9 protein-coding genes, 2 tRNA genes and 1 pseudogene are annotated in these 18,808 nt (G+C 67.7%); 8 read left to right on the forward strand and 4 right to left on the reverse strand.

The window, feature by feature from the left end; translation table 11 throughout:
• Positions 1–30: 30 nt before the first annotated feature.
• A complete protein-coding gene (locus C9424_RS13740) occupies positions 31–3,564 on the forward strand; it encodes an ATP-dependent helicase (protein ID WP_237563457.1) in 3,534 nt (1,177 codons plus the stop codon).
• A 746-nt stretch (positions 3,565–4,310) separates the two neighbouring features.
• Here the strand turns inward: C9424_RS13740 and C9424_RS13745 are convergent.
• Positions 4,311–5,220: pseudogene (locus C9424_RS13745) on the reverse strand (macrolide 2'-phosphotransferase); the annotation flags it as partial.
• Between the two features lie 199 nt (positions 5,221–5,419).
• On the opposite strand from C9424_RS13745, the gene nudC reads away from it, so the two are divergent.
• From nudC to C9424_RS13760, 3 genes are all read left to right on the forward strand, one after another.
• On the forward strand, positions 5,420–6,511 hold the full coding sequence (nudC, locus tag C9424_RS13750) for an NAD(+) diphosphatase (RefSeq protein WP_442862040.1): 1,092 nt from the start codon (positions 5,420–5,422) through the stop codon (positions 6,509–6,511).
• A 131-nt stretch (positions 6,512–6,642) separates the two neighbouring features.
• A complete protein-coding gene (locus C9424_RS13755) occupies positions 6,643–8,781 on the forward strand; it encodes an ATP-dependent DNA helicase UvrD2 (RefSeq protein WP_116767386.1) in 2,139 nt (712 codons plus the stop codon).
• Complete coding sequence (locus C9424_RS13760) at positions 8,781–9,401, forward strand: M48 metallopeptidase family protein (RefSeq protein ID WP_116767370.1); 621 nt, start codon at positions 8,781–8,783, stop codon at positions 9,399–9,401. Before C9424_RS13755 ends, C9424_RS13760 begins: the two co-directional genes overlap by 1 nt.
• Here the strand turns inward: C9424_RS13760 and C9424_RS13765 are convergent, their stop codons facing one another.
• Complete coding sequence (locus C9424_RS13765) at positions 9,402–10,916, reverse strand: zinc-dependent metalloprotease (protein ID WP_116767371.1); 1,515 nt, start codon at positions 10,914–10,916, stop codon at positions 9,402–9,404.
• 296 nt (positions 10,917–11,212) lie between these two features.
• On the opposite strand from C9424_RS13765, the gene C9424_RS13770 reads away from it, so the two are divergent.
• The 4 genes from C9424_RS13770 to C9424_RS13785 all read left to right on the forward strand — a co-directional run bounded on the left by C9424_RS13770 (position 11,213) and on the right by C9424_RS13785 (position 16,113).
• Entirely contained in the window at positions 11,213–12,361 is a 1,149-nt protein-coding gene (locus tag C9424_RS13770; protein WP_116767372.1) for a YlbL family protein, read from the forward strand.
• A gap of 214 nt (positions 12,362–12,575) precedes the next feature.
• A complete protein-coding gene (locus C9424_RS13775; protein WP_116767373.1) occupies positions 12,576–15,575 on the forward strand; it encodes a UPF0182 family membrane protein in 3,000 nt (999 codons plus the stop codon).
• Positions 15,576–15,752: 177 nt separating this feature from the next.
• A tRNA-Met gene (locus tag C9424_RS13780) sits at positions 15,753–15,826 on the forward strand.
• Between the two features lie 210 nt (positions 15,827–16,036).
• A tRNA-Met gene (locus tag C9424_RS13785) sits at positions 16,037–16,113 on the forward strand.
• A gap of 130 nt (positions 16,114–16,243) precedes the next feature.
• On the opposite strand, the gene C9424_RS13790 is transcribed toward C9424_RS13785, so the two are convergent.
• Together C9424_RS13790 and C9424_RS13795 are read right to left on the reverse strand one after the other, a co-directional pair.
• Complete coding sequence (locus tag C9424_RS13790) at positions 16,244–17,668, reverse strand: cryptochrome/photolyase family protein (RefSeq protein WP_116767374.1); 1,425 nt, start codon at positions 17,666–17,668, stop codon at positions 16,244–16,246.
• 157 nt (positions 17,669–17,825) lie between these two features.
• Entirely contained in the window at positions 17,826–18,614 is a 789-nt protein-coding gene (locus C9424_RS13795; RefSeq protein ID WP_091249132.1) for a PspA/IM30 family protein, read from the reverse strand.
• Between the last annotated feature and the right edge of the window lie 194 nt (positions 18,615–18,808).

Below are 18,808 nucleotides of genomic sequence, written 5' to 3' on the forward strand. Positions count from 1 at the left end.
CCTCGGTTCAGCCCGGAGGAACTGTCTGCAATGCTGGGGGAGAAGAACAGCCCCACGGCCGAACAGTCCCTGATCATTTCCTCGCCCCTCACGCCGCGGCTCGTCATTGCCGGGGCGGGCTCCGGGAAGACCGCCACCATGGCGGACCGGGTGGTGTGGCTCGTGGCCAACGGCTGGGTCAGGCCGGAGGAAGTCCTCGGCGTGACTTTCACCCGCAAGGCCGCCGGTGAGCTCGCCTCCCGGATCCGGGCCAAGCTGGCCGCGCTGCAGCGCATCGCGGCGGCCGACACGGGGAATGCCGTTTTTCCTGCCGGGCTGCTGAGCGCAGATGCGCTCGAACCGAAGGTCTCCACGTACCACTCGTACGCGAGCGGCATTGTCTCCGACTATGGCCTCCGGCTCGGGGTCGAACGCGACGTCGTGCTGCTCGGCGGCGCGCAGTCGTTTCAGCTCGCCAGCGAGGTGGTGGAAGCCTTCGACGGCGACTACGAACACTTCCGGTCCGCCAAATCGACCCTCGTCAAGGCCGTGATCCAACTGGCGGGGGAGTGCGCGGAGCACCTGCAGGACCCGGCCGGGGTCCGGGGCTGGCTGCAGGAACGGATCGCCGCGTTCGAGTCGCTTCCCTACGTCGCCGACGCCAAGAAGAACCCCACCCAGGCCGCCGGCGACCTCAGCGCGATGCTGCGCACGCGGGCCAGCGTCGCGGATATGGTGGGCCGCTATTCCGAGGCGAAGCGGGCCCGCGGTGCACTGGACTTTGGCGATCTCGTGGCCCTGGCGGCACGGGTGGCCCGCGAGATTCCGGTCGCCGCCCAAACAGAGCGCCAGCGCTACAAGGTGGTGCTGCTTGATGAATTCCAGGACACATCGCATGCCCAGCTGGTCCTCTTTTCCCGGCTCTTCGGCGACGGGCATGCCGTGACCGCGGTGGGGGACCCGAACCAGTCCATCTACGGCTTCCGGGGAGCATCTGCGGGACAGCTTTTCCACTTCGTCCGCGAATTCCCGATCCGTGTCAGCGGTGAAGATGCCGGCAGCGCAGGCTCCGGCGGAGACCAGGGCAGGGGCGCGGCCGGCGCGGCCCCGCGCTTTGCCGTGGCGCCGACGTCGTACCTGACCACCGCGTGGCGCAACGGGCGCAACATCCTCGCCACGGCCAACCTCATTTCGGCGCCGCTGAGCAAGGCCGCGGCCAGCCTCGGGCCTGCCGGGGCCCGGGACACCCCCGACGCCGTCGAGGTCCCGCCCCTGCAGCCCAGCCCGGGCGCAGTCCAGGGCAGGGTCGTCATGGGACGGTTCGCCACGGACGAGGCCGAGGCGGCGGCCATCGCGGGGGACGTCCTGAAGTTCCGGGTGACGGACTTCGATGCCGCGCAGGCCGATCCGGTGCCTCCGGCCATGGCCGTCCTCTGCCGGCGGCGGGCACAGATGGAATGTATCCGGCGCGAGTTCGAACTTCGCGGCATACCCTACGAAATCGTCGGGCTCGGCGGGCTGCTGGACACCCCCGAAATCATCGATCTTGTCGCCACGCTCCGCGTCCTGGCCGACCCCGGCCGCTCGGACTCCCTCATGCGCCTGCTGGCCGGTGCGCGGTGGCGGATCGGCCCGGCGGACCTGATGGCACTGCGGGACTGGTCCAGTTTCCTGGCCCGCCGCCGGGGCCGCCCCGGCAGCCCCGATACCGACGACGCGGGGCATGCCGCCGAGGATACTGACGACGACGCCGTGATTGAAGGCGACATCACGGACTCCGCCAGCCTGGTCGAAGCTCTGGACTGGCTGCCCCGCGAAGGCTGGACCTCGGCGCATGGCCGCAGGCTCAGCCCCGAGGCCCGCGACCGCCTGCAGCGGCTCTCCGACGAGCTCCGGCAATTGCGCAGCTACATGGGGGACGACCTCACCACCTTGCTCGGCGAGGTCGAACGGGCCATGCTCCTGGACATCGAAGTCGCGGCGCGGCCCGGGATCAGCATCCACCAGGCCCGCCGTAATCTGGACGCCTTCCAGGACGCCGCCGCCGGGTTCCTGCACACCTCCCAGCGGGTGGACGTCCTGGCTTTCCTTGCCTGGCTGGAAGCCGCGGCTGCAGAGGAAAACGGTCTCGATGCCGCAGCGCCCGAGGTGAACCACGAAGCCGTCCAGCTCCTGACGGTGCACGCCTCCAAGGGCCTGGAATGGGATGTCGTGTTCGTTCCCGGGCTCAACTCCGGGGCGTTTCCCAGCAGCAGGGACTCGCGGTGGAGCAGCGGAAGCGCGGCGTTGCCGTGGCCGCTGCGCGGTGACCGCGCCGACCTCCCCCAATGGGACCTGGATCAGCCGGACCAGAAAGGCTGGCTTGACGCGGAGAAAGAGTTCAAGTCCGCCGTCCAGGTGCACGGCGAAGCCGAGGAACGGCGCCTGGCCTACGTGGCCTACACCCGGGCCAAACATGTGCTCTGGATTTCAAGTGCCGCATGGGTGGGATCGCGCGCCGGACTGGCTGAAATGTCACCCTTCCTTGCCGAGCTCGAGGGCCTCACGGCGGAAGGCGCCGCCGAAATTCATCCGTTGTCCGTCAGCGAGGACGCGCTGCCGGCGGAAAGCCCCCTGACCTCCGAACTTGAAGTCGCCGCGTGGCCGTACGACCCTCTCGAAGGGCCGTCTGACCCCCGGACGGGCAAACGGCTGAGGCTTGTCAGGGGACGCCGTGCGGCCATGGAATCAGCCGCGGCGCGGGTCCTGCAGGCGATGCTCGACGCCCCCGGGGCCGGCCCTGCCTTCGACGCCCATGACGGCCCTGACGGCGGCCCGGAAAACGTCCCGGATCCGGTCCGGGAACGTTCCGGCGGTGACGAGGAACGGCGCCCTGCCCTGCGCGGACCGGCGGCCGGGTGGGCCAAGGAGGCGGCCACTTTGCTCGAACGACGGTCCCGGCGTTCGGTGGTCCAGGATGTGCATCTTCCCGGCCATATCTCCGCGTCCACCCTCGTGGACCTGGACGATGATGCGGACTCGGTTGTGGCCCGACTGCGGCGGCCGGTTCCGCGCGAACCGGGGATGTCAGCCCGAAAAGGCACGGCCTTCCACGCCTGGGTGGAGGAATACTTCGGCGCAGCCGGCATGCTGGACCTGGGCGAGGCGGCCGGGGCTGATGACCACATCGACGAGGCCTACGGCCTGGATTCCATGGTGGAAACCTTCCGCCAGTCCGAATGGGCACACCGCGCCCCGGCCCATGTTGAGGTCCCGGTCGAGACTCGGATTGGCGACGTCGTGGTCCGGGGCCGGATCGACGCCGTGTTCCGCGATGCTGACGGCTGCTGGGACCTTGTGGACTGGAAGACCGGGCGGCGCCCGTCTGCAGCCCAGCTGAAGGTGAAGGCTGTCCAGCTCGCCGTGTACCGCCTGGCCTGGGCCCGGCTCAAAGGGGTCCCGCTCGAGGACGTCCGGGCGGCGTTCTACTACGTGGCCGACAACCAGGTGGTCCGTCCGCATGACCTCGGATCAGCGAAGAAGCTTGAGGAAATCGTGGCCGCGGCGCTGGGCAGGACAACGGTGGCGACGGCGAAGGATTCCTAGCCGGGATCTGCCACTGGTTCCGGCGGGGTCCTAGCGGGACGTTACGTCCACTACGGTGATGGCGGCGGTTGACGTGTTGTCTCCGGACTCCGGCTCCTTCACTGAGTCCGGTTCCTTGCCCGAGCCCGGCTGCACGACGGCGATTGATTGCGTCGACGCGTCTCCGGTAGCGGGGGCTGCCGCCTGAGCGCCGTCGTCCCCGGCCGCGCCGGCGTCGTCCCGGGTATCAGCCGTCGCCACATCAGCCTGCGGGACTGCTGCGGCGGCGTTGTCACGGGGGCTTGCGTCGTTCGGTGCGGCACTGGTGGCCGTCGTGCCCTCGCCGGCGGTCTGTCCGCCGGCGCCAGGCCCGGGCGCGTCCGGGGTGCCGGAAACGTCCGGGGTGTCGGCATCAGGCCGGGAGTCTGTTCCTGCCTTGGTGAGAGGCTGCACGGCCGGGCCCGGGGGAGCGGCGTCCGCATCGCGGGGGATGGGCGTGACGTGCACGGCGGGCTTGGCACCGGTCCCCGGACCAGGCGCCGAAGCACTGGGAGCGGGAGAGGCATCCGGGGCGGGTGCCGGCTCCAAAGGAAGCAGCGTGACCTTGCTGACGGCAGGCGCCGTTCCTGCGCCCGGCGATGCCGGAGCGGCAGGAGCCCCTGACGCCGTCGTGGGCGCACCGGCACTGACGCCGCCTCGTTCCGCGCCCGTTTCGGGTGCCTCGACCGGCCGCGGCAGCGGTTCCACACTGATGGGCTGGCCACCGTATTCTGCGACGTCGTCGGCCAGCGCGGCGAGCATGGACTCTGCTTCGTCAATCATGTCCTGGTTGCCGGCCGCCATGCCCTTGACGAGGTACTGGGCCAAAGCGAATTCGGCGGACAATGCCGCACGCCGCAACAGGTGGGCATCGGGTACGTCGCGCCGGCTGGAGGTGTAGTGATCCAGGACGGCGTTCACAAAGTCCTGTTCGTTCGAGGCGACCAGCCAGGCCATATCGTCAGCCGGGTCGCCGATGCGCAGGTCGGTCCAGCCCGTAACGGCGGTCACGCGGTCGCCGTCCACCAGCAGATTGTCCTCGTGGAGGTCCCCGTGAACAACGCAGGGATTGAAGCGCCAGAGGGAGACGTCTTCCATGGCGTGTTCCCAGCGCCGCAGCAGCAGCGGGGGGATCTTCCCGGTAGTGGCGGCCTGATCGAGTTCGTTGAGGCGCCGCTGGCGGAATTCGTTGGGCGTGTAGCTCGGCAGATCGGCATTGCTCACGATCGACCGCGGAAGGTCATGGATTGCAGCCAGTGCCGCCCCGATTTCCCGGGCGAGGGCGGGGGAGCCGCTGCTGAGGTCGTCAAGGGAACGGGTGGCGCCGGCGAGGTGGGAGTACACGAACGTGCTGAGCTGGCCCTGCCGGACTGTCCCCGCCACCGTGGGCATGAGGAACGGCAGCTCGGCCCGGATACCGGGGGCGAAGGCCCGCAGCACCAGGAATTCCGTTTCCAGCCGGGCGCTGGCCTCGGCGTGCCGGGGGGAACGGACGCGCCAACGCTTGCCCTCCGAGTCCAGCAGGAGGGCCGCGTCAAAGTCTGCCGGATCGTCGGGCGCGGAGCTGACGGCGGTCGGGGTCAGGCCGGGTACCGCCGCAGTCGCTACAGCTGCCAGTTCGATTGGTTTCCTTCTCACCCTCCCACGGTAGATTGAGCGGCGCCCAAGACAGCGATGCCCTCCGGCGAGTCTTGAGATCGGTGCAAAAACAGGGAGAAAACAGGGCCAAAACAGGGCCAGCGCCAGGGCAAACGGCATAACCCGGGCGCCCCGCGGGAGTGCCCGGTCGCGTGGGCGGCAAATGTCAATTGTCGGCCCGAGTCAGTACGGTGGGTACATGAGTCTTGCGGAGTCACCAACCCCGTCCCCGAAGTCAGGGAATACGCCCGCTGAACCCGCGGCACCCGAAGGTGCGGCACCCCCGGTGCAGCTTCTGCCGGCAAACCACCTGATGGACACGGTCCTTCCGGTGCGCCCGGCCCTGATCGACCGCGGGTCCGCGGCCCGGCTGAAACCCGGAATGCTCGCGGAGGTGCTCGGCACGGGGTCGGCGCGGGCCATGGTGCTCTCCGGCCGCCAGGCCCTGGTCAGCGACCACAGCCTCGTCCTGCTCAATGCGGCCGAACTCGGCGAACATCTGGCCAATACCCCGTACGCCCCGGAGCACGTCATCTACCTCGGCTCGGCCCTGGCAGGTTCGGACCTTGAAGCCGGCACGGAGCTGGTCCTGTTTGTGCTGCCGGCCCAGTTCGAAGTGCGGGCCGAGGAATTCGAAACCCACATTAGCGGAATCCCCGCCGATGCTCAGTGGGCCGGCTTCCGCGAGGTCGCCGCACGCTTGAACCCCACGGACACGGCACTGTTCATCGAAGCCAGCGCCATCGCCAATTGGCATGCCACCCACACTCATTGCCCGCGGTGCGGCACGCCCACGCAGGCGGAAGCCGGCGGCTGGGTCCGCCGCTGTCCGGCCGACAACTCCGAGCACTATCCCCGGACGGATCCGGCGATCATCGTGACCGTGGTGGGGTCCGACGGGAGGCTCCTGCTTGGCGGCGGCGGTCCCCTCGACGCCAAGAACTATTCCACCCTCGCCGGCTTCGTCGAACCGGGGGAGTCGCTCGAACAGGCCGTGCGGCGCGAGATCGGCGAGGAAGTCGGGGTCCGCGTCACCGCCTCCCAATACCTCGGGTCGCAGTCCTGGCCGTTCCCCGCCTCCCTGATGCTCGGCTTCACGGCCACGACGTCGGACACCGAAGCCCGGCCCGACGGCGTCGAGGTCACCCGGGCGCGCTGGTTCAGCCGCACCGAACTGCAGGAAGCCGTCCTCAGCGGCGAGATCGTCATTTCCAGCAGGCTCTCCATCGCCCGGTCCCTCATCGAACACTGGTATGGCGGCGTCATCCAGGACGCCGCAGACAGCGCCTGACACGGCCTGCCCCCATCCGCAGGACACCGACTACCGACTGAGCAGCAAAAGTGACCACAGAGAAATTGAACTTCAGCACCCTCCTCGGCGGCGAGACCGCCGGATCCGGCGGCACTGTATCCGGCGGATCCATGTCCGACGCACTGCCCGCAGCGGACACGCGCTCGCTCGAGGAACGGATCCTCGGTGGCCTCGACGCCGAACAGCGCGAGGTCGCCAGCACCCTGCAGGGACCCATATGCGTGCTGGCCGGCGCCGGGACGGGCAAGACCCGCGCCATCACGCACCGGATCGCCTATGGAGTGCACTCGGGCGTGTACAGTCCGCAGCGGCTCCTGGCCGTGACCTTTACCGCCCGGGCGGCCGCCGAGATGCGCAGCCGGCTCCGTGACCTGGGCGTCGGCAACGTCCAGGCCCGCACCTTCCACGCCGCGGCGCTGCGCCAGTTGCAGTTTTTCTGGCCTCAGGCAGTGGGCGGAACGCTGCCCAACCTTCTGGACCACAAGGCGCAGATGATCGCCGAGGCCGCGCGGCGGCTCCGGCTCAGCACGGACCGCGCCTCCATCCGCGACCTCGCCTCCGAAATCGAGTGGGCCAAGGTCTCCATGCTCACCCCGGCGAACTACCTGGAAAACGCCCAGGGCCGCGGCACTCCGGGCGGCTTCGACCTGACCGCCGTGGCGAGGGTTTTCCAGTCCTACGAGGACGTCAAGACCGACCGCAACGTCATCGACTTCGAGGACGTGCTGCTGATCACCGTCGGCATTCTTCAGGAGGACCCCAAGGTGGCGGCGACCGTCCGGGAACAGTACCGGCACTTCGTCGTCGACGAATACCAGGACGTCTCGCCGCTTCAGCAGCGGCTCCTGGAGCTGTGGCTTGGAGGCCGCGACGACCTCTGCGTCGTGGGCGACGCCAGCCAGACCATTTACTCCTTCACCGGTGCCTCTCCGAAGCACCTGCTCGGCTTCAAGGCCATGTATCCCGAGGCTCACGTCGTCAAGTTGATCCGGGACTACCGCTCCACTCCGCAGGTGGTCAAGCTCGCCAACGACCTCCTTGCGGGCCGCCGCAGCGGCGGCCCTGTGGCGGACGCCGCATGGGCGACGCCGCTGCAGCTCGTGGCCCAGCGGCCCGCCGGCCCGGTTCCGCAGTTTACCGAATGCTCCGACGACGAGGCCGAGGCCGCCACGGTCGCCGCCCGGATCCGCGAACTGCTCGACGCCGGCACACCGGCCAGCCAGGTCGCCGTCCTCTTCCGCACCAACGGACAGTCCGAAGCCTACGAGCAGGCGCTGGCCGCGGCAGGAATCGGCTACCAGCTGCGCGGCGGTGAACGGTTCTTCGCCCGGAAAGAAGTCCGCGACGCCATCCTGCAGCTCCGGGCCGCCACCCGGGCCGCTGCCGAAACCGCCACTCCCGAGCCGCTCGGGCAGCTGGTCCGCGACATCGTGGCCTCCCTTGGCTACACCGACGCGGCGCCCCACAGCGGCGGCGCCCTGCGGGAACGCTGGGAATCGCTGGCCGCCCTCGTGGCGCTGGCCGACGAACTCGTCATCAGCCGCGGGGAGCAGTTCAGCCTCTCCGACTTCGTCAACGAGCTCCAGGAACGGTCTCTGGCCCAGCACGCACCGACCGTCCAAGGCGTCACCCTGGCGTCGCTGCACGCCGCCAAGGGCCTGGAATGGGACGCCGTGTTCCTGGTGGGACTCAGCGAGGGGCTCATGCCGATCTCCTTCGCGGACACTCCGGAATCGGTGGATGAGGAACGCAGGCTTTTGTACGTGGGCATCACCCGAGCCCGGGAACACCTGTCGCTGTCCTGGTCCACCGCCCGGACACCGGGCGGGCGGGCCAACCGCAAGCCCTCACGCTTCCTGGACGGCCTGCGACCCGACTCGGTGGCCAGTTCGCACCTCCGCGGCAAGGGGGCCGCGCCGCGCCGGAAAGCCGCCGTCCCGGCGTCGTGCCGGGTCTGCGGAAGCATGCTCTCCAGCGGCGCGGAACGCAAGGTGGGGCGTTGCAACCAGTGCCCGCCCACCTACGAGGAACAGACGTTCGACGCGCTGAGGCAATGGCGGAAAGACGTCGCCCTGGAAGCCGACGTCCCCGCGTTTGTCGTGTTCACCGACGCGACCTTGACCGCCATCGCCGAGGCCCGCCCCGAATCCCTGGAACAGTTGGCCAAACTCGCCGGCGTGGGCCCGTCCAAGCTGGAAAAGTATGGCGAGGCCGTCCTGACGGTCCTGGCGGAAAACACGGGGCACTGATGGCCGGCCCGACTGCACCGCTGACCACCGCCGACGGCTCCCCGGTGGTCGTCCGCCGGTCCGCCCGCCGCCGCCGGACTGTTGCCGCTTTCTGGGAAGACGGTACGGCGGTGGTCGCCATCCCCGCCTCGTTCACCAGGGCCCAGGAGCGGGAATGGGTCCACCGGATGCTCGAAAAGCTCCGGCGCCAAGGAGCCCGCGGCGCGGCCGGTGCCGGCCGGCGGCGCCCCCGCAGCGATGCCGATCTTGCCGCCCACGCCACCGAACTTTCCGCGAAGTACCTGGGCGGGAGGGCGGTGCCGTCCTCCGTCCGCTGGGTCACCAACCAGAACTCGCGCTGGGGTTCGGCCACCCCGTCGGAAGGAACCATCCGGCTCTCGGCCAAACTTCAGCCCATGCCCCAGTGGGTGATCGACTATGTGCTGCTCCACGAACTCGCCCACCTGCTGGTGGCCGGCCACGACGCCGCCTTCTGGCGGCTGCTCACGGCCTACCCCGAGACGGAACGAGCCAAGGCATTCCTCGAGGGCGTCTCGTTCGCGACGTCGCGGGGCCTGGCGCCCGGCGGGGGATACGACGAAGCCCCGGACGGAACCGAAGTCCCGGCCGGGGCCAACTAGCTACGCTTTGGGGCCGCCACCCGCGTCCGGGCCGCCACCAGCGTCCGGCCCGCCGTCGCCGCTCTGGTCTTCCTCAGTGGCCGCCGGCGGTTCCTGACCGGAACCGGCGGACTCCTCCGGTGCGCTGGGGGCAGATGTGTCGGAGGCGGCGGAACCAGTGTCAGCGGGCTCGTCGAAGCCTCCGTTCAGCAGCTTCTGCAGGGCGTCATCGACCTCGCTGTCGCTGGCTTCGGCAAGCTTGCGGCGTTCGCTGAAGCCCTGCGGATCATCCAGGTCCTCCGCTGTGGGCAGCAGATCAGGGTGTTGCCAGACGGCGTCGCGGCCCTCGATCCCGCGTTCGGCCTTGAGCAAAGCCCAAAGCGTGGCGGCCTCGCGGAGCCGGCGCGGCCGCAGCTCAAGCCCCACGAGGGAGGAGAACGCGTGCTCCGCGGGGCCCCCGGTGGCCCGGCGCCGCCGGACGGTCTCGCGCAGTGCGGCGGCGGAGGGCAGCAGCTTCTCGGTCGCGCCCCACGTGAGTTCGTCCACCCAGCCCTCCACTAAGGCGAGGGCCGTCTCCAGCTTCTCGAGGGCCTGTTCCTGGGCGGGCGTGCGCTGCGGCATGAAGACACCCTGGGAGAGGGCCTCCTGGATGCCTTCCGGGTTGCTGGGGTCGATATCCCGTGCCAGTTCCTCGATCTTGGACGTGTCGATGTGGATCCCGCGGGCGTAGGCCTCGATCGCGCTGAGGAGATGTCCGCGCAGCCACGGGACCTGCACGAACAGCCGGGCGTGGGCTGCCTCGCGCACTGCCAGGAACAGGCGGATGTCGTTCTCGGGCAGGCTGAGGCCCTCACCGAATTTCGCCACGTTAGCCGGCAGGAGCGCCATTTCGAGGTCGGCCAAGGGAACGCCGATGTCCGTCGAGCTGACCACCTCGGCCGAGAGGGCACCGATCGCCTGACCCAGCTGCATGCCGAAGATCGCCCCGCCCATGTTCTGGATCATCGAGGAGGCGCCACCCATCATGGATTTCATTTCCTCGGGCATCTGCTCGGTCATGGCGGCGGAAAGCGCGTTGGCAATGCTGTTGGCGACGGGCTCGGTCAGCCGCTTCCACGTTCCAAGGGTCTCCTCGACCCATTCGGCACGGGACCAGGCCCGGCCGATCAGTCCCGTGGCCGGAAGCCCCGTGACCTGGTCGAGCCAGAGCTCGGCGAGCCGCAGCGCCTCGTCGACCTCGCGCGACTGCTGGGACGTGACCGAGGGGTCCGATCCGCTGGCGGCCACGCGGCGGGCGTTCTCATGGGCCAGCTGCCAATTGACGGGCCCCTCCGACGGAGCGCTCATCATCGCCTGCACCTGCGAGAACATTTGGGCCAGGAGGTTTGGGTCGTCCGGGAGGCCTGCGGCCTTGGCGAGTTCAGCGGGGTCGATGTTGCCCATGCCCTGACCGCCCATCAGGTTCTTGAGCATTTCTGCCAGGGGATCCTTGGGTTCCTCGTCGCCATTGGACGGATTGAGTGGGTTGGAGGTCATGATCCCGCCGATCGTCGGTGTGGCTGTTTCTCAACTTCACGGTACCCCCCTGCAAGAGCGGCTGTCTGCCGAAACCGCGCCACGTTCGCTGTAGGCAAAGAGCCTTCCGGGCCGCCCAACGCGTAGTCTTGGAAGTTGGAATATTTGCACGCGGCAGCCTCGGGTTAGGCTGTGGCCCAGGTGCGGGCTCAAAGCGTCCTGTCAGGATGCCTTGGCAGGCTTGTCCTGACAGGATTGTCCTGTCAGGAATCCCGTCAGGGGCCGCCGCCCCCGCGCCGGCACGGAGAGGTCGTTCAATGACAATCACCCAAGGTGAGCAGCCCGCCAGCGACCCCGCGGCCGGGCCGGTCCGGGGCAGAAGGATCCGCCTTCCGGGCACCGGCGCCCCGCGGAAGCGCGACAACCGCTCGTCAGCCATGCTCGTCTCGGGGCTGCTGACCCTGGCGCTGGGCATCACCGCGGTGAGCCTGCCGGTGCCCTACGTGGTCGAGTCTCCCGGGCCCACGTTCAACACCATCGGCGAGGACAACGGCAAGCCGGTCATCAGCGTCACCGGCCACGACACCTTTCCCGCCAAGGGCAACCTGGATCTCACCACGGTCTATGTCGACGGCGGCCCCAACGGTCCGGTCAGCGTCTTCGAGGCGTTTTCGGCGTGGCTCAACGGCACCAAGGCCGTCTACCCCCAGGAACTGCTGTTCCCGACCGGGGTGACGAAGGAACAATCCCAGCAGGAGAGCGCCACGGCGATGACCACCTCCCAGGAGAACGCCGTGGCCGCAGCACTGAAAGAACTGAACATCCCGTTCGATCAGAAAATGCAGGTCGCCGGGCTCCCGGACGACTCCGCCTCGAAGGGGTTGCTGCAGTCGGGCGACGTTCTGGTCTCGATCAATGACAAGCCCATCACGTCCCTTGGCGTAGTCCAGGCAGAACTGGCCGCAGGCAACGGCAAACCCGTCAAGGTCATCGTGGACCGCGCCGGCAGCCAAGTGCCCGCCACCATCACCCCGGCCAAGAACAGTGCAGGCCGCTATATCCTCGGCGTCATACTGCAGTACAAGTTCACCTTCCCCTTTGACGTCAAAATCTCCCTCGACAAGGTCGGCGGCCCCAGCGCCGGCATGATGTTCGCCCTCGGCATCATTGACACTGTCACGCCCGGGGATCTGACCGGAGGCAAGCACATCGCGGGCACTGGAACCATTTCCCCCGACGGCGCTGTGGGGCCCATCGGCGGGATCGCCCAGAAAATGCAGGGGGCACGGTCCGGCGGGGCCACGCTGTTCCTGGCGCCGGCTTCCAACTGCGAGGACGTGGTGGGCCACATTCCCGGCGGGCTTCAAGTCGTCAAGGTGGAGAACCTCACGGACGCACGCAAAGCAGTTGAACTGGCCGCTTCAGGCGGCGACACATCAGGCCTCCCCGTGTGCACCAGCAACTAGACTGGCCGCGGAACTAAGCACCCGCGTCACTCGTGGCACTAATGACGGCCGCTGCCGTTCGTCCGGGACCCTGCTGTAGGGCACTGACGGAACGGCGGAGGAGGCCGTTAGAATGCATCAACCCTGCATTACGGCACTTTGTCGCAGGACTGAATCACAGCAGCGACGAATAACTAAAAACCCGCAGTAGACGACCAGCTATGAGGTACCGAGTTTGTCCCGTCCCGCCAGCACTGTCCCGCCCGGAAGACCCCAGACACGACGCGGCGCCCTGACGCCAACGCTGATCATCGTGGCCCTGATCGTGGTCGGATTCATCTTCTTCGCCAATGTCTGGACGGATGTCCTCTGGTACCAGCAGCTGGGCTTCTTCGAAGTGTTCCTGACCGAAAACGTGTCCAAGATCGTGATCTTCCTGACCGGGTTCGCCGTCATGTTTGCCGCCGTCTTCTTCGCCATCCGCATTGCCTACCACGCGCGGCCGGTCTATGCCCCCGATTCGGAAATCCGGGACAACCTGAACCGCTACCAGGTCCAGCTCGAACCCATCCGGCGCGTGGTGATGGTGGGTATTCCCATCCTCTTTGGCCTTTTCGCCGGAAGCGCCGCCGCCAGCCAATGGCAAAAAGTCCTCCTGTTCCTGAACCAGGAGCCGTTCGGCCAGAACGATCCGCAGTTCAACCTGGACATCAGCTTCTACCTCATGACGCTTCCCTTCCTCGGCTTCGTCACCGGGTTCCTCATCAGCGTCACGGTGGTCGCGGGACTCGCCGGCATCCTGACCCACTACCTCTACGGCAGCATCCGGATCATGGAACGCGGGATATTCACCAGCCGTGCCGCACAGATCCACCTGGCCGTCACGGGCGCCGCCTTCCTCGTGCTGCTGGGCGTCAACTTTTGGCTGGACCGCTATTCCACGGTCCAGAACAACGGGGGCCGCTGGGCCGGTGCGCTGTACACGGACGTGAACGCCGTCATTCCGACCAAGTCCATCCTGGCTGTGGCCGCAGGTCTTGTGGCCGTGCTCTTCATCGTCGCCGCAGTGATCGGCAAGTGGCGGCTTCCGGTGATCGGCACCGCCATGCTGGTCATCACGGCCATCCTCGCCGGCGGTGTCTACCCGTGGGTCATCCAGCAGTTCCAGGTCCGGCCCTCGGAGCAGACACTGGAGAACGAATACATCAAGCGGAACATCGCTATGACCCGTGCCGCCTACGGCTTGGATAAGGTCCAGGAAAGTCGGTACAACGCCACCACTAACGCCACCACCGGTGCATTGGCCCCCGATGCGCAGACCACCGCCAACATCCGTCTGCTGGATCCGAACCTGATCTCTGATGCGTTCTCGCAGCTGGAGCAGTACCGGCCCTACTACCAGTTCCCCAAGGCCCTGAACGTGGACCGCTACCAGATCGACGGCAAGACCCAGGACACGGTCATCGCGGTCCGTGAGCTCAACCCGGACGGGCTCGCCACCAACCAGCAGTCCTGGCTGAATCGGCACGTGGTCTACACGCACGGCTATGGCGTCGTCGCAGCCAAGGGCAACACGTTCACCGTGGACGGCAAGCCGGACTTCCTGCAGGCGGGCATCCCGTCCACCGGCGTGCTCGGCAACGACACGACCTACCAGCCCCGCATCTACTTCGGCGAGAATTCGCCAGACTACTCGATCGTCGGCGCGCCGGCGGGTGCACCCCACCGTGAGCAGGACCGGCCCGCGGCCAAGGAAGGCGACGGCGAAACGCAGTACACCTTCACCGGCAACGGCGGCCCGAACGTCGGCAGCTTCTTCAACAAGATCCTTTATTCGATCAAGTTCCAGTCCTCCGACATGCTGCTCTCCGACGGCGTTAACGCCGACTCGCAGATCCTCTACGACCGCAACCCGCGGGACCGCGTGGAGAAGGTTGCACCGTACCTGACGGTGGACGGCAACGCCTACCCCGCCGTCGTCGACGGCCGGGTGAAGTGGATCGTGGACGGGTACACCACCAGCCCGTACTTCCCCTACTCCCAGCAGGAGCAGCTGTCCGCCGCCACGGCCGACTCCCAGACCGCCGCGAACCGGACGGTAGCCCTGCCGAACAGCTCGGTGAACTACATCCGCAACTCGGTCAAGGCCACCGTGGATGCCTATGACGGCTCCGTCACGCTCTACGCGTGGGACGACCAGGACCCCGTACTGAAGGCCTGGCAGAAGGTGTTCCCGACGGCCCTGAAGCCGTATTCGGAGATGTCCGGTGCGCTCATGAGCCACGTGCGGTACCCGGAGGACCTGTTCAAGGTCCAGCGCGAGCTTCTTGGCCGCTACCACGTGACCAACCCGGACGCCTTCTACACCAACAACGACGCGTGGTCCGTCCCGAACGACCCCACCGTCCAGGACGAGGTCAAGCAGCCGCCGTACTACATGTCACTGAAGATGCCCGACCAGGACAAGCCGGCGTTCCAGCTGACCTCGTCGTTCATCCCGCAGGTGGTCAACGGCAACGCCCGCAACGTGCTGTACGGCTATCTGGCCGCGGACTCCGACGCAGGCAACCAGAAGGGCGTCAAGGCGGCCAGCTACGGCCAGCTCAGACTCCTGCAGATCCCGCCGGAAACCCAGGTCCCCGGCCCCGGCCAGGCGCAGAACAAGTTCAACTCCGACCCCACCGTTTCGCAGGCCCTCAACCTGCTCCGCCAGGGTGCGTCCGCGGTGCTTAACGGCAACCTCCTGACCCTGCCGGTCGGTGGCGGCATGGTGTACGTCCAGCCCGTCTATCTGCGGTCTACGGGTGAAACCTCCTACCCGACACTGCAACGGGTCCTCGTGGCGTTCGGCGACAAGATTGGCTTCGCGCCGACGCTGAACGAGGCACTGAACCAGCTGTTCGGCGGAAACTCCGGGGCGGCGGCAGGGGACTCGGCGAACAAGGGACAAACCCCGGCCACCCCGGGAGGCACCACGCCGGCTCCCGGAACCACGGATGCCAAAGCGGAGCTGAAGGCCGCCCTCGATGACGCCAACGCTGCCATCAGGGCGGGCCAGGACGCCCTCGCCAAGGGTGACTTCGCCACATACGGTGACCAGCAGAAGAAGCTCGCGGCGGCCCTGCAGAAGGCGCTCGAAGCCGAAGCGAAGCTGGAAGCGACGCCGACACCGGCACCGGCAGGCGTCGCGTCACCGACTCCGTCGGCCAGCCCGTCGGCGACGGCCGGCGGCTAACGCTGCAATAGGACCGGGCGCACGTTGCCCGGAAGGCCACACAGGCCGGGACTGCCTTTAACGAAGAGGCTGTCCCGGCCTGTGGACTTTCAGGGCGGCTCACACGGGCGGCGAGATGCACATCACGTCACCTCGATTTGGCCTGAAGTTCACCGGCAGGTAGAGTTGATAGTGCGACGCGGGGTGGAGCAGTTCGGTAGCTCGCTGGGCTCATAACCCAGAGGTCACAGGTTCAAATCCTGTCCCCGCAACTGGAGAAAAGGTCCGGAACACTGGAAACAGTGTTCCGGACCTTTTGTCTTAAGCTCCGGGCCGCTGTGTGGTGTCCCTCGGGCGCAAATCCCTCACCAGTCCCTCGGCACCGCCACGTTCCGTGGCTGTGCCGGATCAGCCCCGCGCAGGGGCCCGCGGGGGCAGGTGGTCATGGCGCCTCCGAAAGTACGGTAGTGTTGATCAAGCGACGCGGGGTGGAGCAGTTCGGTAGCTCGCTGGGCTCATAACCCAGAGGTCACAGGTTCAAATCCTGTCCCCGCAACCAGTAAGCACCAGCGGTGCACAGGAAAGGCCCGGATCATCAGATCCGGGCCTTTTCCGTTGCCTGCCTGTCCCGTCGCCTCACCTGTTGTCCGGCGGTCGCGCACGGGCCCAGTAGCGGCAGGTGCCGGGCCTCAGCCGTCCTTGAGCCGCTGGTAGGTCGCCAGTGCCCTGGCCCGGGTTTCGGCAAGGTCCACGATGGGTGCCGGATAGCCGGGGGCGGCGCCGTCGGCCTTCCAAGGCTCATGGACGGCCTTGTCGTCCAGGCCGGCAAGCTCCGGGACGAACTGACGCAGGTAGCGGCCGGCCGTGTCGAACTTCTTGCTCTGGGTGACCGGGTTGAAGATCCGGAAGTAGGGCGAGGCGTCGGCGCCTGACCCGGCGACCCACTGCCAGTTCGCCGGATTGCTCGCGGAATCGGCGTCCACCAGCGTGTCCCAGAACCAGGCCTCGCCCAGCCGCCAGTCGGCCAGGAGGTTCTTCACCAGGAAGGATGCCGCCGCCATCCGCACGCGGTTGTGCATCCAGCCGGTGTGCCAGAGCTGGCGCATGCCGGCGTCGACCAGCGGATAACCGGTGCCGCCCTGCTGCCAGGCCGCCAGCTCGGCTCCCGAGGGCGGCTGCCACTCGAAGCGGTCGAACTCGGGCCGGTAATTCCGGGTCGCCAGGTCCGGGTTCTCGTAGAGCAACTGCCAGCAGAATTCCCGCCAGCCGAGTTCGGAGCGGAAGATCCCGACGTCGGCCGGTGCTCCCGGCGCAAAGTGTTCGCGCAGTGTGTGCCAGATCCGGAACGGGCTGATTTCGCCAAAGCGCAAGTGCGGGGACAGCCGGCTGGTGCCTTCGACGCCGGGGATGTCGCGGCCGGTGCCGTATTCGGCCGCGGGCCCTTCCACGAAATCCGCCAGGCGGCTGTGGGCGCCGGCTTCTCCCGGTGTCCAGGTGGCGGCCAGGCCGGCGCTCCAGTCGGGTTGCCGGGGGAGCAGGCCCCAGTCGTCGAGCGGCTCGCTGGCAGGCAGCCGCCCGTCGCCGGTGCGTGCCGGGGCCGGCAGGCGGCCCGGCGGCGCTAAGGGCAGACGGGGTTCGGGGCCGGCTACGCAGGCCCTCCAGAACGGCGTGAAGACCTTGTAGGGCCCCCCGCTGCCGGTCCGCACGGTCCACGGTTCGAACATGAGGTTGGCCTGGAAGCTTGTTGCTCCGATGCCCTCCGCCGTGGCCCAGGTCTTCAGGCCTGCATCCACAGCGCGTTCGGGCGCACCGTAGCGGCGGTTCCACAGCAAGGTGTCGGCCGAGGTTTCCGCGGCGAGGTCCTGGATGATCTGCGCGGCAGGGCCGCGGCGGAGCACCAGCCGCGAACCCGCGGCCTCCAAATCGGCGGCGAGTGCGGCCAGGGAGTGATGGAGCCACCATTTCACGGCTCCGCCCAGCGGCCGGACGCCGGGCGATTCCTCGTCGAGGACATAGACAACGGTCAGGGGTGTGCCCCGGGCGGCGGCCTCCGTCAGCGCAGGATTGTCATCCAGCCGGAGGTCGTCACGGAGCCAGACAAGGGTCGCAGACATGGGTCCACGGTACACGCGGGAGCCACAGGCCCGGCACAACAGGCCGGGCACAGCCAGGGCCGGATCCCGGCGGCAGAACCTGATGTGTCAGGCTGGGCCGCCGGAGTCCGGCCCCTGATTCGTTCCTTGGCGCCGGCACTGGGCGCCGGGTGGCCGTTTAGAGCTTGTCGAAGTCGGCCTCGTCGACCGTGGAGCCGGAGGCAGCACCGTTGCCGGTGCCGATGGCCGCGGGGGAGCCGCCGGACTTCATCGCGGCCAGCCGGGCCTCGATCTCGGTCTGCTCGCCCATGTCTTCCAGCGAATTGAACTGGGCGTCCAGGCTTGAGGCTGCAAGCTCCTGTTGGCCACGGACCTTGGCTTCCTCGCGGCGGATCTTCTCTTCGAAGCGGCCTACCTCCGATGTGGGGTCCATGATGTTGATGCTCTTGAGGGCATCATGGACCTGGCTCTGGGCCGCGACGGTCTTGGACCGGGCCACCAGCTCATTGCGCTTGCTGGTCAGTTCGTTGAGCTTGCCCTTCATCTGGTCAAGGCCGTGCTTGAGCTTGTCCACCACTTCGGTCTGGGCCGCGATGTTCGGCGCGGCGGACTTGGCCTCGTTTTCAGAGGCGATCTGGCGCTGCAGTGCAACCTTGGCGAGGTTGTCGAACTTCTCCGCGTCACCGACGTCACCCTTGGCGCGGTATTCGTCGGCTTTGCGGGACGCGGCGAGGGCCTTGTTGCCCCAGTCCTGGGCGTTGCGGATGTCCTCGTTGTAGTCGTCCTGAAGCATACGCAGGTTGCCGATGGTCTGTGCCACAGCGGACTCAGCCTCCGCAATGTTGTTCGTGTAGTCACGGACCATCTGGTCCAGCATTTTCTGCGGATCCTCGGCCTGGTCCAGCAAGGAGTTGATGTTGGCCTTCGCCAGCTGCGCCATGCGGCCGAAGATGGACTGCTTAACCATGGTGTTACCTTTCGTCCTGCTCAGTTGTCTCACTGATTCCAGTGAACCGTTGATGTGTCTCTTCTATCCGCTGTGTGGTCTATCCGCTGCCCGGTCCGTTGCGCCCGGCACGTGGGCCAAAAAGGCTAGAAACTGCCGGAGTCGCCTCCACCAAAGTCGCCGCCTCCGCCGAAGTCGCCGCCACCGCCCCAACC

This window comes from Arthrobacter sp. H-02-3 (assembly GCF_003097355.1).
GTDB lineage: Bacteria > Actinomycetota > Actinomycetes > Actinomycetales > Micrococcaceae > Arthrobacter > Arthrobacter humicola.

Excerpts from the sequence above, each read along its gene's own strand:
- C9424_RS13740 (WP_237563457.1), top strand. The coding sequence starts at position 31 with ATGCTGGGGGAGAAGAACAGCCCCACGGCCGAACAGTCCCTGATCATT.
- nudC (WP_442862040.1), top strand. The coding sequence starts at position 5,420 with ATGAGTCTTGCGGAGTCACCAACCCCGTCCCCGAAGTCAGGGAATACG.
- C9424_RS13755 (WP_116767386.1), top strand. The coding sequence starts at position 6,643 with ATGTCCGACGCACTGCCCGCAGCGGACACGCGCTCGCTCGAGGAACGG.
- C9424_RS13760 (WP_116767370.1), top strand. The coding sequence starts at position 8,781 with ATGGCCGGCCCGACTGCACCGCTGACCACCGCCGACGGCTCCCCGGTG.
- C9424_RS13765 (WP_116767371.1), bottom strand. The coding sequence starts at position 10,916 with ATGACCTCCAACCCACTCAATCCGTCCAATGGCGACGAGGAACCCAAG.
- C9424_RS13770 (WP_116767372.1), top strand. The coding sequence starts at position 11,213 with ATGACAATCACCCAAGGTGAGCAGCCCGCCAGCGACCCCGCGGCCGGG.
- C9424_RS13790 (WP_116767374.1), bottom strand. The coding sequence starts at position 17,668 with ATGTCTGCGACCCTTGTCTGGCTCCGTGACGACCTCCGGCTGGATGAC.
- C9424_RS13795 (WP_091249132.1), bottom strand. The coding sequence starts at position 18,614 with ATGGTTAAGCAGTCCATCTTCGGCCGCATGGCGCAGCTGGCGAAGGCC.